This is a genomic window from Paenibacillus diazotrophicus (assembly GCF_042610465.1).
On record NZ_JBGJZN010000001.1, the window covers coordinates 1763575 to 1777479 of the forward strand.

At 47.8% G+C, this 13905-nt stretch carries 15 protein-coding genes; 2 read left to right on the forward strand and 13 right to left on the reverse strand.

The window, feature by feature from the left end:
* Positions 1 to 60 precede the first annotated feature (60 nt).
* A complete protein-coding gene (locus tag ACAN54_RS07970; protein ID WP_379152776.1) occupies positions 61 to 927 on the reverse strand; it encodes a LysR family transcriptional regulator in 867 nt (288 codons plus the stop codon).
* Between the two features lie 130 nt (positions 928 to 1057).
* Between ACAN54_RS07970 and ACAN54_RS07975 the strand changes: the two genes are divergently transcribed.
* Entirely contained in the window at positions 1058 to 1960 is a 903-nt protein-coding gene (locus ACAN54_RS07975; protein ID WP_379152778.1) for a DMT family transporter, read from the forward strand.
* 105 nt (positions 1961 to 2065) lie between these two features.
* Here the strand turns inward: ACAN54_RS07975 and ACAN54_RS07980 are convergent, their stop codons facing one another.
* The 6 genes from ACAN54_RS07980 to ACAN54_RS08005 all read right to left on the reverse strand — a co-directional run bounded on the left by ACAN54_RS07980 (position 2066) and on the right by ACAN54_RS08005 (position 8339).
* A complete protein-coding gene (locus ACAN54_RS07980) occupies positions 2066 to 3550 on the reverse strand; it encodes a DHA2 family efflux MFS transporter permease subunit (RefSeq protein ID WP_379152780.1) in 1485 nt (494 codons plus the stop codon).
* 45 nt (positions 3551 to 3595) lie between these two features.
* A complete protein-coding gene (locus ACAN54_RS07985) occupies positions 3596 to 4210 on the reverse strand; it encodes a TetR/AcrR family transcriptional regulator (RefSeq protein WP_379152782.1) in 615 nt (204 codons plus the stop codon).
* Between the two features lie 169 nt (positions 4211 to 4379).
* Positions 4380 to 5150 (reverse strand): stalk domain-containing protein, encoded by a 771-nt coding sequence (locus ACAN54_RS07990; protein WP_379152784.1) that lies wholly within the window; start codon positions 5148 to 5150, stop codon positions 4380 to 4382.
* 138 nt (positions 5151 to 5288) lie between these two features.
* Positions 5289 to 6092 (reverse strand): M15 family metallopeptidase, encoded by an 804-nt coding sequence (locus tag ACAN54_RS07995; RefSeq protein WP_379152786.1) that lies wholly within the window; start codon positions 6090 to 6092, stop codon positions 5289 to 5291.
* A 152-nt stretch (positions 6093 to 6244) separates the two neighbouring features.
* Positions 6245 to 7711, reverse strand: coding sequence for a DHA2 family efflux MFS transporter permease subunit (locus ACAN54_RS08000; RefSeq protein ID WP_379152788.1), 1467 nt, complete (start codon positions 7709 to 7711; stop codon positions 6245 to 6247).
* Positions 7712 to 7769: 58 nt separating this feature from the next.
* Positions 7770 to 8339, reverse strand: coding sequence for a TetR/AcrR family transcriptional regulator (locus ACAN54_RS08005; RefSeq protein WP_379152790.1), 570 nt, complete (start codon positions 8337 to 8339; stop codon positions 7770 to 7772).
* A 168-nt stretch (positions 8340 to 8507) separates the two neighbouring features.
* Here ACAN54_RS08005 and ACAN54_RS08010 point away from each other — a divergent pair, with 168 nt between their 5' ends.
* A complete protein-coding gene (locus tag ACAN54_RS08010; protein WP_379152792.1) occupies positions 8508 to 8948 on the forward strand; it encodes a DUF4395 domain-containing protein in 441 nt (146 codons plus the stop codon).
* A gap of 9 nt (positions 8949 to 8957) precedes the next feature.
* On the opposite strand, the gene ACAN54_RS08015 is transcribed toward ACAN54_RS08010, so the two are convergent.
* The 6 genes from ACAN54_RS08015 to ACAN54_RS08040 form a co-directional block, all read right to left on the reverse strand.
* Positions 8958 to 9296 carry a DUF6054 family protein gene (locus tag ACAN54_RS08015; RefSeq protein ID WP_379152794.1) on the reverse strand — a complete coding sequence of 113 codons (339 nt, stop codon included), beginning with the start codon at positions 9294 to 9296 and terminating at the stop codon, positions 8958 to 8960.
* Between the two features lie 46 nt (positions 9297 to 9342).
* Positions 9343 to 9879, reverse strand: a complete 537-nt coding sequence (locus ACAN54_RS08020) for a hypothetical protein (protein ID WP_379152796.1) — start codon at positions 9877 to 9879, stop codon at positions 9343 to 9345.
* Between the two features lie 72 nt (positions 9880 to 9951).
* On the reverse strand, positions 9952 to 10938 hold the full coding sequence (locus ACAN54_RS08025) for an ROK family protein (RefSeq protein WP_379154161.1): 987 nt from the start codon (positions 10936 to 10938) through the stop codon (positions 9952 to 9954).
* A gap of 193 nt (positions 10939 to 11131) precedes the next feature.
* On the reverse strand, positions 11132 to 11875 hold the full coding sequence (locus ACAN54_RS08030; RefSeq protein WP_379154163.1) for an ABC transporter permease: 744 nt from the start codon (positions 11873 to 11875) through the stop codon (positions 11132 to 11134).
* 48 nt (positions 11876 to 11923) lie between these two features.
* Positions 11924 to 12718 carry an ABC transporter permease gene (locus ACAN54_RS08035; protein WP_379154165.1) on the reverse strand — a complete coding sequence of 265 codons (795 nt, stop codon included), beginning with the start codon at positions 12716 to 12718 and terminating at the stop codon, positions 11924 to 11926.
* Positions 12719 to 12797: 79 nt separating this feature from the next.
* Positions 12798 to 13853, reverse strand: coding sequence for an ABC transporter ATP-binding protein (locus tag ACAN54_RS08040; protein WP_379152798.1), 1056 nt, complete (start codon positions 13851 to 13853; stop codon positions 12798 to 12800).
* Positions 13854 to 13905: the final 52 nt, after the last annotated feature.

A 13905-nucleotide genomic window follows, 5' to 3' on the forward strand; every position in this document is an offset into this window, starting at 1 on the left:
ACATTTTCTCACAGAGCACGGTTGGCGTCAATCACCAAATCCGTAATTCGATTAGTCGGTTTATTGTAACCAGGACTGAACATGTTTCAAGAACCGCTTGGTCGCCGGAGAAGCATACTTCAGTGAATGCACGGCGATACCCAGTGAACGGAAGCTGCGCTCTTCAAGCTCCAGCATAGCTACGTTATGATTTTGGCGCTGAATGACAAGCTCCGGCAGTATGCTGATACCCAGTCCGTTTTCAACCATAGCTATAATGGCGTAATCATCTCCGGCCGAGAATTTGATATTTGGCTTAATTGCCGCCTTGTCCAGCACACGTCTGACATCATAGTCCGAACCTGCCTTCGGAATAATGAAATCCTCATAAGCGATCTGTGCAAGCGGCATATAGGGTGCCCCGCTCAGGGGGTGATCCTTGGGAAGAATCGCCAGCATTCTGTCCTGCTGGAGTGGAATAACCTCGAATCTCTCCCGGGTAGGTAGCGAGATGAATCCGCAGTCGACCATTCCAGCTTCAATCCACTGCTCAATTTCCAGATAACCGCCTTCCATCAGCTTAAATTCGATATAGGGGTACTCTTTGCGGAACTGCTTGATCATTCCCGGCAGCCAGTGTACAGAAACACTTGTAAAGGTACCAATAGTAATCGTTCCTGTCTCGAGTCCATGAATGTCAGCAACCTGCTGCTTCAACTGCTCGTTCCACTTGATCATTTCACGGATTGGCTGCATCACCTGCTCACCGTTGACTGTCAGTTTCACCCCGGAACGGTTTCTGACGAGCAGAGCGAAACCAAATTCCATCTCCAGGCTGGAGATCGTATGACTGATGCCGGACTGGGTGAAGCCCATCACCTCTGCGGCCCGGGTCAGGCTGCCCAGCTCCACAACCTTAAGGAATACTTCATACTTGCTAATACTCAACTGGTTGTCACCTCCGGGTATACATTAGTAATTCTCATGTATTGTATGATAAACATTCAGTTAACTTATGCAATCCACCATATTATACTATAGTGGCTTGCTACATGAAATGATGAAGGATGATGATTGAATGAAGCCGCTCAAGGCTGAGCTGATGCTCTTTATAGTAACCATGTTCTGGGGCTCCTCCTATATGTTCATGAAGATGGGACTAGGGTCGCTCGGGGAATTCAATCTGATTGCTTTACGTTTTGGACTTGCTTTTATTCTGGCAGCGATCCTATTTCACAAACGGTTCAAAGCCATAGATGCAACAACGCTGAAGTATGGTGCACTGCTAGGATTTCTGCTTCTTGGTGTGTTTACCTGTATCACCTTTGGTTTGAAGACTACGACCACTTCTAATGCCGGTTTTCTTGTCGCATTGACTGTTATTTTTGTGCCGATGATTGATGTGCTCGTATTCAGGAAAAAAATCGCTCCTCCCCAAATCTTTGGAGCTATTCTGGCGATTACCGGAATCGGACTCCTCACCTTGAATTCTTCTCTACACATGCGACCTGGCGATGTTCTCTGTATTCTATCCGCTGTATTCTACGCTGTGCAGATTCTGGTAACAGGTAAAGCGGTTAAGACCTGCGACAGTCTGAATATTGGTATTCTGCAACTTGGTTTCGCCGGAGGTTTCGCACTGATCTTGTCATTCTTATTCGAGACGCCTGCTCTACCCTCTTCTCTATCCGGTTGGATTGCGATCCTGGCACTTGGCATCTTTTGCAGCGCCTGTGGATTTATACTTCAACCTGTAGCCCAGAAATACACGACACCTACCCGTACGGGATTGATCTTCTCGATGGAGCCCGTATTCGCTGCTCTATTCGGTTATTGGTTCGCCGGAGAACAGCTGTCGATGCAAGGTTACACCGGTGCGGCGCTTGTGCTACTGGGGATCATCGCCTCAGAATTGCTTAGTAAAGCACACTTCGCTCCTTCTACCTACAAGCTGCACAGGAAACGGCGGGCCAATCTATAATAAGTTCAGTCTGAATCAACAACAGCACTTAACAGCAAAAAGCCGCTCAGCAACAAGCTGCAGCGGCTTTTTGTACTAACTTAACACTAATCTGAACAATTTTGCTTAGTGTCCCATCATCATTGCAGGATCAACAGCTTCAGCTTCCGGCGAAGCCGGGGCAGCGCCAACTTTCGGCTTGCGGAGAATCAGGCTGATTACTACACCTGCCACAGCAATGCAGGCTGAGAAGAAGAACACATCATTGAATCCGAGTACCATGGCGGATAGAGGATTTGCGCCTGCGGCCATTTTACCCATATGAACTGTAATTTGACTGGTCAGGTAACCGGTCATTCCAGCCACGGCAAAGGATACCACAACTTGCTGGGCAGCGGCGGTAAGCGGCGTTACCCGGTTCACCCATTCACGCGGTGCCGAGTTCAGCACATGTGTGTTGACCGGCATCATCGACAGACCCATGCCAAGACCCATCATCGCCAGGCAAGACATAATAAACGGCAGGCTAGTATCTACAGTCACACCCGATAGCATAAAGAGTGCGGTTGAAATAATACTTAGACCGATAAACACCAATGGACGTGCACCAATCTTGTCAAACAGACGTCCACCCAGCGGCATACCGATCCCGGAAGCAAGAGCTTGCGGAAGCAGGATCAAACCGGTTTCCAGCGGTGTAAAATTACGAATCTGCTGCAGATATAGCGGTACGAACAGCATGGAGCCGAACAATGCAGCCTGTGTCACCCAGCTGAGAATAATCCCCCGGGTGAAGTCGGATGAGCGGAATACACGCAGTTCCAGCAGCGGATGCTTATGAAGCAGCTCTACGATAACAAACAACACCAGTGCAACACCACCCACAGACAAACCTACAATCGCACCTGTAGAGGACCAGCTTTCGGCGCCGCCCTGGTTCACACCGTAAGCTAGCATGGAGAAGGCTACCGGAGCCAGAATAATTCCCAGAATGTCGAGATGGGCTTTGCCCTTCTTTTCTGTTTTGGGCAAATATTTAATCCCGAGAATGATTCCAACGATGCCAATTGGCAAGTTGATCAGAAAGATCCAGTGCCAGCTCACATATTCCACCAGCCATCCAGACAATATAGGACCAAGCGCTGGAGCCAGCAGCATCGGAATACCTAGCAGACCCATGATAGATCCTCTTCGTTCCGGTGGAGCCAGTCTGAAGACCATCGCCATCCCGATTGGGGCAACCATACCCCCGCCCAGACCTTGAATGACACGGAAAAGCACCAATTGACTTGAAGTTTGCGCTAATGAACATAGCATAGATCCCAGCACGAACATGGCGACCGTTGACACAAATACCTGCTTCGAACCGAACCGGTCCGTCATATAACCGGCAAGCGGGATGACTGCAGCCAGGGCAAGAGTATATCCTGTTATTGCCCATTGTACGGTTTTGAGATCAGTACTGAAATATTCCACCAGCTTGGGTACAGCTACATTGACTACTGTACCGTCAAGGATAACCATGATCATCCCTACGATAATGGCCAGCAGCGGCGGCAGTATGGCTCTTAGTGAGAAAGGCTGCTCAGCAGAAGCAACTTTCGCATTCATTGAATTCGGCATTCATTTTCCACTCATTTCTCTATTTGTATAGTATTAATGAAAAAAACGTTCGAATAACGCGTCGATCTGCTCCTCAAGGGGCGGAGGATTAAAGACCGGCATGAAATCCGTATTGTCCCCAGGCAGGCTCGCAACCATAATAACTGGAAAGACCACTGCTCCGTATATCTGAAGCTGCATCATCATCAGCTTATTTTTGTCCTCTTCTCCGGTGATTTCCTGAATCGCCTGCAAAATCTTTTCCAGCCGCATCATTTTACAATAACGGGAATATTCATCCAGGGAACTCATGATATGATGTCTCTGATCAAGCATTTGTCTGGCCAATCCAGGATAGCGCTTGAGTTCTTCAATGTATCGTGTAAAAAACAGCTTAAGACGTTCCCTTGGGGGCAAAGTATCATCCTCCAGAACTTCAAAGGCGCCATCAAATGTAGCAAGCAGCATTCTTACCGCATCAGCCAGCAGTTTCTCCTTGGAGCCGTAATGATAATTAACAAGCGCCAGATTCGTCTCTGCTTTGGCGGCTATTTTACGCATGGTGGCACAACCAAACCCTTCTGCCCGGATCAGTTCCACTGTTGCTTCAAGTATCGTCTGCTTCGTATCCTTGTCTGAAGGTTCTGTTATGTTATGGGTTCTAGTCATAGGTGTGAGTATGTTCTCCTTCCCCGTCCACTTGTCTGATCAGTGTTTTAAACGGCGTTTAACAAGAGTTAATTTACTCCCTATATGGCCTTCTGTCAATAGTTTCTTGAAATAAAAAAAGGCGAACCTCCACCAACTAAGGGATGGGTCGCCTTCTTGCATATACGGGTTACTTCACTGTAAGAGCCGCAGCCGCATTTGCAGCCACCGGTGCCAAGGTCAGTGTTGTAATCTTTCCTGTTTTGTCTACAGTTAAAGTGAGCAATGCTTCTGACTTCGAGAAGAGCAGCACACTCCGGATTGTCATCACTCCATCAATCCACTGGCTCTCTGTAGTTTTTATGCCAAAATAATTACCAGATGGTGTCGCAACTGCCTCCCAGCTCCGCTGGATCACCGGCAAGAATGCTTGCTCTGCAACAGTACTGCTTAAGTAACGATCCTGAAGCTCCTGATACCTGCCTGCCGCCAGCAGACCGGTAACAGCTCCTGCAGCAACTTCTGGAGCATAAATTTCGACTTGCCCAGTGTTATCATCATAGGCGGCAATAAGCCCTATTGCATTAAAAAAAGACAAAGGAACAAAGATTCGTTTTTGTCTGACTTCAATCCGCTCCTGAAAGGGAACCTTGTCTTTCCCGTTAAGCAGCACTTCATCACCGCTGAGCTTGAAATCAACAGTCTCATTAATCCGCGCTAACTGAACCTGTCCGGTACTGCCTTTGTAAGTAGTATGGTATTTAAGCGCTTCAGCTGTCTCCCTTAGTGGAATCATGACGGCCGATCCGCTCTTGTATGCACTTGACTCTTCCAGTTGTAGAAGCTGTCCATTCAGAACGACTTTAATGGGGTCTGCGGCTTGTGCGCGCTGAGGCACGAATAGCCCTAACCCGCCTGCAAATAACAGAATACTGAGGGTTACGGCTGCGATTTTGTTCAACACATCGATTCCACCTCTCCTGTATTAGATTACATATCTTTGCAAGGCTAAGGAAGAGAACCTACATTAAACATTACCCTTTTGCTTAGATTTTATAACATTCATATGATCGATTGGAAGCATAAGTTTATTCCGCTTCTACTCTACATCGAAATTGAAATATTGTGCGGGAAAAGGCTCCTTGATCAGTGTAAAATGCCACCACTCTTTACTGTACGGTTTGAAACCCTGCTTTGCCATCGCATCCTTGAGGATTTTACGGTTAGCATGCTGCACTGTGCTGATAAGTGAAGTATTGTAATACGATATTTCTCCAAAAAAATCATACGGACTGCCCATATCCACTATAGTGCCTGTCTTGGCATAGGCTAGTGTCAAATCAACCGTGCTGCCACGAGAGTGCCCGGATTTATCAGCGATAAAGCCCAGCTTGAAGAGATTTCGCTTGTCCAGCTTAGGATAATACTGCTGCTTCATTTTAATGTCAGAGGCATCCTTTGACCAGAATACAAAATCATCCACTGCTTTTTGCGGGCGGTAAGCATCATAGATTCTTAAGAGATAGCCTTTCCGGGCCAGATCTTCGCTGACTGCCTTTAACGCTTTAGCCCCCACTCTTGAAAAGATGGCCAGCGGTGCCTTGTATCCCTCAACACGAGATCCTGTGAAATTATTCTCACTATAATAACGTATTTCATATTGCGCGGTAGGAATAACTTCATCCAGATAGACGAACCCCTCAGGCAGGTTGTTTAGCTTTTGCCCTTGAATCTTTCGGTTGGCATCAGTACCCGCACTCTGTCCCGGTTCTGCAGTTACGATATTCCTAGCGGAAGCAAGGTCTCCATGAAACAGAAACGCACCCTCCACACTGACTGCGAGCATAAGAGAGAGAATCAGAATTTTCGTATTGCTTTTGAATACTTCCTTGACGGTTCTCATAGCCCGCTCCCCTCAGCCAGATTAATATACATTATATTTCCATGTATTATATTTTATTCTATTCCCCTCTGTCCATGAAAAGTTACAAATGCCAAAAGACACACCTGAATAACAGATGTGTCTCCTAACAACGATTTCACAGCTCTATGTGATTAATGCATCGAAACCTGTGTTTTATGCTGTACGATGACTCTCTTGAGGAAGAATGCAATCAACAGACCGATAATCGCCATGGACATTCCGAACACGAAGGCATTCTGTACACCTTGTGTAAAGGCTGGCAAAATATTGGCCGGATCGGCAGGATTGCTGGCAGCTTCAATATAGCTTTTGGTCCCTGCAGTCATGATGCTAACTGCGAGTGCCGTACCAATTGCACCAGCTACCTGTTGCAAGGTATTCATGATAGCTGTCCCATCCGGATACAGTTCCATAGGCAATTGGTTGATACCATTGGTCTGGGCAGGCATGAACACCATGGACACCCCTATCATTAGCGCGCTATGCAGCACGATAACGAACACCACGGTCGAAGTGGCGGTGATGCTGGAGAAAAACCACAACGATACTGCGACAATAACCAAACCAGGAATGACCAGCCATTTCGGACCGTATTTGTCAAACAGCCGTCCCATAATCGGCGACATCAGACCGTTGATCAGACCGCCTGGCAACAACAGCAACCCGGCTTTGAAAGCCGAATATCCTTGTCCCTGCTGGAGGTACATCGGAAGAATCAGCATGGAGGACAGAATCACCATCATACAGATGAAGACCATCAGCAGACCTACGACAAACATCGGGAATTTGAATGCCCGGAGATTGATCATCGGCTGCTTCATCGTAAGTTGACGGATTACAAACAGAACAAGTGCAGCCACACCAATCGCGATAGCAATAATGACTTTCGGACTTCCCCAACCCTCAGCTTCCCCGGCGCTGCTGAATCCGAATACCACTCCGCCAAACCCTACAGATGAGAGTACAATGGATAGGATATCAATCTTCGGCTTGGTTACCTCGGTAACGTTCTGCATGAACAGAATACCGCTAATTAGCGCTATAACCAGAAAAGGTAATGACAGCCAAAAAATCCAGTTCCAGCTCAGACTTTCAATCAGCAGACCTGCAATCGTAGGCCCTATAGCCGGAGCGACCATGATAACAAGTCCGATGAGTCCCATCGCTGCACCTCTTTTTTCAGCGGGGATAACGACCAGAATGGTGTTGAACATCAGCGGCAAGAGCAGTGCAGTTCCCATCGCCTGAACAACACGGGCTGTAAGCAAAAATTCAAAATTCGGCGACATTGCGGCCAGGAAAGTTCCCAGGATCGAAAAACACAATGCGGCGACGAACAATTGTCTGGTAGAGAACCATTGCAGCAGCAACCCGGATATCGGTACGAGAATACCCAGTGTCAACAGATAAGCTGTAGTCAGCCATTGTGCCGTCGTAGGGGTAATGTCCAGAACTTTCATCAGGTCGCTTAACGCAACATTAAGGGCGGTCTCACTGAACATGCCAATAAATCCTGCAAGCAGCAAGGAGACTAGAATCGGCAAGGTCTTAAATTTTGTTACTTCGGTTTGATTCTTTCCAGTTTTGGTGGCTTCCACTCTATAATCCTCCTGATAATAAAAGATTGTTCTCTCTATCTGTTTACTTTCTTCTTGCCTAGCTAAGCAATACGGGAACCAATTTGGCGGCGGCAAGTAGCGGCCCTGTACTATGACAGGTCAAGGTCTGCAGCAGCGCGCCCTCAAACAACGAGACCACCACTGAAGCCTTATCTGCTGCGAGCTGAGCATCTACTCCCTCTTCAAGCAAACGCTGCAGAATAACGTCCTGCCAATCCTCGAATACAGACTGGCACGCAGTTCTCAGCTCCTCGCTGATGCAGGATGTTTCCACAGCTACCCAGAAGCTGAAGGGCACCATGCCTTTGTAATCAGACTCTTCCGCATCCTTGATCATCTGACGAATGAACTCCTGAACAGCCTTTGTAACCGAAGTTTCCTTCTCCACATATTGCTTCAGCTGTCTTACAACATACTCACTGGTTTTGTTGATACAGGTTAAAGCCAGTTCCTCTTTGCCATGCGGGAAATAATAATACAGCGATCCCTTGGGCGAGTCACTGTCCTTGATAATCTGACTCAAACCCGTAGCATGATAGCCTTGTGTGAAAAATAGTCGTGAAGCAGTATCCACAATCGCTTCACGTGCATTGGGCTTGTTGGACAAGCGGGACACTTCCTTTACTTTTATAACAATCGGTCTACATAATAAGACCACAAATCGGTATGAAATGTCAACATTTAATTATTAAAATTTTATTTTCTAAACTTTAATTGCTGCATGAGATTTAATACGTTATAATTTCATTAATCCCATGCGAAAGGTGTGAATTAAATGAAAGGAAATGCTATAACAAAAGGTATCCCACGCCCTCTTGTCCAAACCAATCAGACGTTTATTGTATTGTCGGTATTGGTAAGCTGGATTACAGCCCAGCCCTGGATTCTCGCACTTCCGCTTGCCGCTGGATTATCCGGATTGATCTTCAGATATAACCCGGTCCTCAAGCTGGCTTCCCGGTTCCTGAGTAAGGAACGTTCCGCTTATGTGCTTGAGGACCCGGATCAACAGCAATTCAACCAAGGTATTGCTGTCTTCTTCCTTAGCGCCGGGCTGCTCAGCTTCCTTATTGGCTGGACGGCTGCCGCCTACATCTTCACAGCCATGGTCGCAGTGGCTGCCACTGTGGCTATCCTTGGTTTCTGCATTGGCTGCTTCATCCATTATCAATGGAGAATGTACACCTACAGACGCAAGCAAGGAAACATTCAGTAAACACTAGATTCACTCCAGAATGTAATCAGATAATAGCTTTTCAACGGAGGAAGCAAAGCTTTGGCCTGCCCCCCAATCCAATTTCATGACTATTCCTTTCGAGGCCCCTGCCGCGATGAGCCGTACATTCGTTACTCCCTGCAGATTATCGAATATAATGACCAGCGCGGCCTGATTGCCTGAACGGAAGAAATATCGCTCATAGATCATCGTTCCAATCGAATAACCATCGCCCAACTCATTATGCTCTTCATACAACAGCTCTGAACTAACGGGCATTCCCTCTTTCACCATAATCAGAACTTCCTCAGGCTGCAGACTAACATTAAAGCTGTACCCATCTGCCAACACAACCTCCTCCTTCCATGATCCGCTGAAAGGGTTCTAGTAGCCCCTAGTCCCTCTGCTCTTCCCCGGCGACATCCCAGCGGTGCCGGTACTTTTCCAGACGCGGGTGAAGATTACCGGGAGCAGCAGACAGAATCAGCCTCAGCTTAACGATCCACTCCTCAAAAGAAGAATACGAAGCAAATTGGTTAGCCGTTTCAGGTGTCAAATAGAGAAAATAAGGCGAAGGATATATCTCACTGATATGCCGTAGCGCTGTGTCCAGCGGAGTATACTTCTTCCGCTTGCCTTCCAGACTCTCCACGGTAATGTTGGAGCGGCCTTGTTCTCTTTTCCATTCATGCAGGCGGTCTTCCCGTTTATAAAAGGACTTTACCGGCTCCTTGCTCATCCGTCTTACCGTTTCTTCATGCAGCGGATACAGTACCAGCTTGCTGAACTTACGTTCAGATGCGGTGCGGGCAGCCTGCTCCAGCTCCTGATCCGTAATATGTTCAAAGGAATCATAGAACACCAGGGTTCCTTTACGTTCTGCAGCCGGCGGCTCATAGCCAAAAGGTACGTTCTGTATCTCTCTTTTCATCACAGGCCTCCTGCTAATCGTATTTTGACTACAGCATAGCATGCTACAGCAACAGATACATCATTCAGAGATTCACTCGTCAGCTTCCCCTATTTCTTCACCTATCAGCCTCCGGTAAGCATATGCCGCAGCACCCAGCGTGCCTGCCCGGCCGCCCAGCTCTGCCTGAACAATGCTGCATCGGCTGCCGGACAGCTTCAGGGCGTGCTCTTTCACGGTCTCTCGGACGCTGCACAGCAGCCGGTCCCCGGCCGCAGACATCCCGCCACCGATAACAATCACTTCCGGATTCAGCAGATTAATTACGTTGGATAGTCCATAGCCTAGCAATACGCCGGTCTCATGCATGACTTCCACCGCTACAGCATCATCCAGATCATAAGCTTCCGATATCATAAGCGCCGTTATCTTTTCAAGGTCACCGCATATCCAGGTTTGAATAATACTTTGTCTGCCTTGTACCAGCTTTTCTTTGAAGGTGTTCACCATGCCCGTTGCCGATACATATCTTCCAAGACAGCCAGAGCTTCCGCAGCGGCAGGGACGGCCCTGCCTGAACATATTCATATGTCCGATCTCCCCTGCACTGAATGAGGTCCCGTACACCACCTTACCCCCGCTTACAATTCCCGAACCGAGTCCCGTTCCGAGAGTAAGCAGAACTACATTCTTATACCTTCTAGCTGCTCCATACTGCCATTCACCATACAGATTTACCCTGACATCATTATCGATAAATACAGGAAAATCATAAAACGGTCTCATCTCATTGACGATATGTACGTGTTCCCATCCTGGAAAATTGGGAGAAAACAGGGACAACCCTTCTTCAGGATCAAGCAGCCCGGGAATCCCCATACCCATGCAGGCAATATGCTGAATTCCAATTCCCTTCTCCTCGGTCAGCATCTGTACAGCCAGCCGAATACGCGTGAGCACATGTGCCGGTCCTTTTGCAGCTTCAGTGGGTATGGATATTTCTCCAACTGCCGTGAATCCGTCATCAAATAGGGCTGCTTTAATATTAGTTCCGCCTAGATCCACACCGATAGCATACATTTTCAATTCCCCACTCCTCCGGATAAATATCAATGTGTTCATTATGAGGAATCTCGCCTTATGTGAAAAGAGATTTATATAACATCTTATATTACTTTTGGAACTTCCGGTGGGCGTCTTAGCGGCAAAAGAAAAAACAGACCGGCGATTAACGCGCGAGTCTGTCTTTCATCCTTTCCGTGAGGGACCTGCCTTATGAGCCGGCTCCTTTATACTTTTTGACCCCATAATTCCAGGACACAATTCCGATCCCCAGGAACACAGCCCCTACCACCGGAGTCAACAGCGCCATACTCTGCATCTCCTCACGGTGCAGGAACAGCGCCGCCGGATATACGCCGACAAAAGCAAACGGGATAATCCAAGTCAGCAGTACCTGAATCGCACGGTTATAGATCGTAACCGGATAACGGCCATAAGTCTGAATATTGTACATCAGCGGCAGAATACCGGTGGGAGCATCCGAATAGAACGACAGTGAGGTCAAAGTCGTGTATATGCCGGTGTAAATCGCAACCGCACTAAGCGTCAGTACAATAATCATAGGTATCGTCCACCATTCAAAGGGCAGACCCAGATTACTGCCGCTGATCGCCATGATGATTAGACCGATGAAAGAGCCAACCAGTGCCGGAGGGTCCACATTCTCCAGGAAAATCTGGAACAGGTTATGCGCCGGACGGGTCAGAATGCGATCCATTTCCCCTTTTACGATATAGCGCTCACTGAAGCCCCACATATTCACAAAACAGCTGAAGACTCCAAAAGGCACCATAAAGAAGCCGTATACGAACACTACTTCATTCTGGCTCCAACCACCCAGACTATTGGTATGCATAAAGATGACCAGAATGAAAATAAAGTTGGTCGCTTGAAACAGCAGGTCTGACACCACTTCCACCCAAAAATCGGCGCGGTAGGTCAGACGTGTCTTCATATAGTTTTTGATGTATTCCACTAATAAATCCAAGTAATACAACTTCACTCACCCTCCCTGCACGAACAGCCGCTGACGCGACGCGTGGTATAGCCAGACAATTGGAATCAGTAGTACCACGAACCAGATCACCTGGATCCCCAGCACATTCCAAATGCCCACCCCTTGAACCCGCCCAGTAAATACAGAACCCGGCAGGTAAGTAATGGCTTGAAAGGGTAAAACTTTAAGGATAGAGGACAGCCAGTCCGGGAACAGGGTGATTGGAACGATCAAGCCGGAGAATAGGTCAACCACGACACGCTTCATCCGCATCATGCCCTCATTATTCTCGACGAAGAACGCCGATAGACCCGTTATAATATTGATCTGTGAACTGATTAGGAAGCTGAAAAAGAGCATGACCAGAAAACCAACCCAAGCCGAAGGCTCTGTTGGTAAGTGCACCGGGAAGAGCAGGATGGCAATCACCATACCCGGGATCATCAGCATCATAAAGCGGAACATGCCTTCGCCAAGTCCCTGCATCATTTTGACCAGCACGTAGTTATAAGGCCGGATGAACTGGATTGCGATACTTCCATCCCTGATATCGGTAGAAATCTCCCGGTCCAGGTTGTTAAAATAAAAGGCCCTCGCCATCCAGGAAACCGCAACATACGTCGTCATCTGTGCACCAGTAAACCCGCCCAGGGATTCCCCATCCCCATAGATAGCTCTCCAGGTGAAATAGTTCACTCCAATATTGAGTGTATAGATCAGAATACCTGAATAATAATTGACACGGTAAGCGAGCATGGTTAAAAACCTGATGCGTATAAAATCAAAATAAGCACCCAGCAGCAATCTCCATCCCTTTTCCTCGGGACCGCCAGCGGAAGAGCCTCCGGCAGAAGAAGTGGCTGCTGCAGCTTTAAGCTGTTCAGACATGGATGACCTCTTTCTCATCCTTCAGCGCAAGAATCTTCTCTTCCGGTTTCTCGGCCGAACCTGATTGATAAATGCTGCGGACAATATCATCCGTATTGGTTTCAATGATTTTGATATCCGTAATATCTGCTTGACCCACAACTCGTCCAAGTACATCCGAAACGTTCAACTCCAGCGGAATCCATACCTTGGCACCCAGATCATTCTCAGATGACCAGGTCACCGGCATATCCTCTGTCCACTGCTTAAGCTGCTCAAGTTTTGTTGCAACTCCGAACTGGAACTGAACCTCACGGCCTGTACCCCAGCGCTGTTTCAGCTCTTCCAGCCCGCCGTCATAAATGATTCGTCCATCGTCCAGCATAATCACCCGTGAACAAAGCGCTTCAATATCTTGAAGATCATGCGTGGTGAGCAGAATCGTTGTTCCATGTTCACGGTTCATATCCTTCAAGAACTGGCGGATTTCCGACTTTACCACGATATCCAGTCCGATTGTAGGCTCATCCAGGAACAGAATTGACGGATTATGGAGGAGTGCTGCAACCAGCTCACACCGCATCCGCTGCCCCAGACTAAGTTTGCGGACCGGACGGCTCAGCAGATCCTGCAGTTCCAGCCGCTCCACCAGCTCATCCAGCCTTTTCTTAAAATCGAGCTCAGGTACACGATATACCTTGCGGAGTAACTGGAAGGATTCAATCACACCAATATCCCACCACAGCTGGCTGCGCTGTCCGAACACAACACCGATATTACGCACAAATTTCTCCCGTTCCTCATAAGGGATAAACCCTCCAACAGAAAGGCTACCCGAGGTTGGCACAAGAATGCCGGTGAGCATTTTGATCGTCGTGGATTTCCCTGCACCATTCTCGCCAATATAGCCGCAGATCTCGCCCTGGGGAATGGAGAAGGAAATGTCCTTTACAGCTGTAACTTCGGAATATTCCCGCTTAAACAAATCAGCGAAGGCCCCTTTGAGGCCCTCGCGGTTTTTTTGGACTTTGAAGGTTTTGCGTAAGTCCTGCACTTGAATTGCATTCATATTGTACCTCACTAAGTTAAGGATTAGGTTCAGTACCCCATTATAACATTTC

Bases quoted from the DNA above. Each gene is read 5' to 3' on its own strand.
- ACAN54_RS07975 (WP_379152778.1), top strand. From the start codon at position 1,058: ATGAAGCCGCTCAAGGCTGAGCTGATGCTCTTTATAGTAACCATGTTC.
- ACAN54_RS07980 (WP_379152780.1), bottom strand. From the start codon at position 3,550: ATGAATGCGAAAGTTGCTTCTGCTGAGCAGCCTTTCTCACTAAGAGCC.
- ACAN54_RS07985 (WP_379152782.1), bottom strand. From the start codon at position 4,210: ATGACTAGAACCCATAACATAACAGAACCTTCAGACAAGGATACGAAG.
- ACAN54_RS07995 (WP_379152786.1), bottom strand. From the start codon at position 6,092: ATGAGAACCGTCAAGGAAGTATTCAAAAGCAATACGAAAATTCTGATT.
- ACAN54_RS08010 (WP_379152792.1), top strand. From the start codon at position 8,508: ATGAAAGGAAATGCTATAACAAAAGGTATCCCACGCCCTCTTGTCCAA.
- ACAN54_RS08020 (WP_379152796.1), bottom strand. From the start codon at position 9,879: ATGAAAAGAGAGATACAGAACGTACCTTTTGGCTATGAGCCGCCGGCT.
- ACAN54_RS08025 (WP_379154161.1), bottom strand. From the start codon at position 10,938: ATGTATGCTATCGGTGTGGATCTAGGCGGAACTAATATTAAAGCAGCC.
- ACAN54_RS08030 (WP_379154163.1), bottom strand. From the start codon at position 11,875: ATGAAGACACGTCTGACCTACCGCGCCGATTTTTGGGTGGAAGTGGTG.
- ACAN54_RS08040 (WP_379152798.1), bottom strand. From the start codon at position 13,853: ATGAATGCAATTCAAGTGCAGGACTTACGCAAAACCTTCAAAGTCCAA.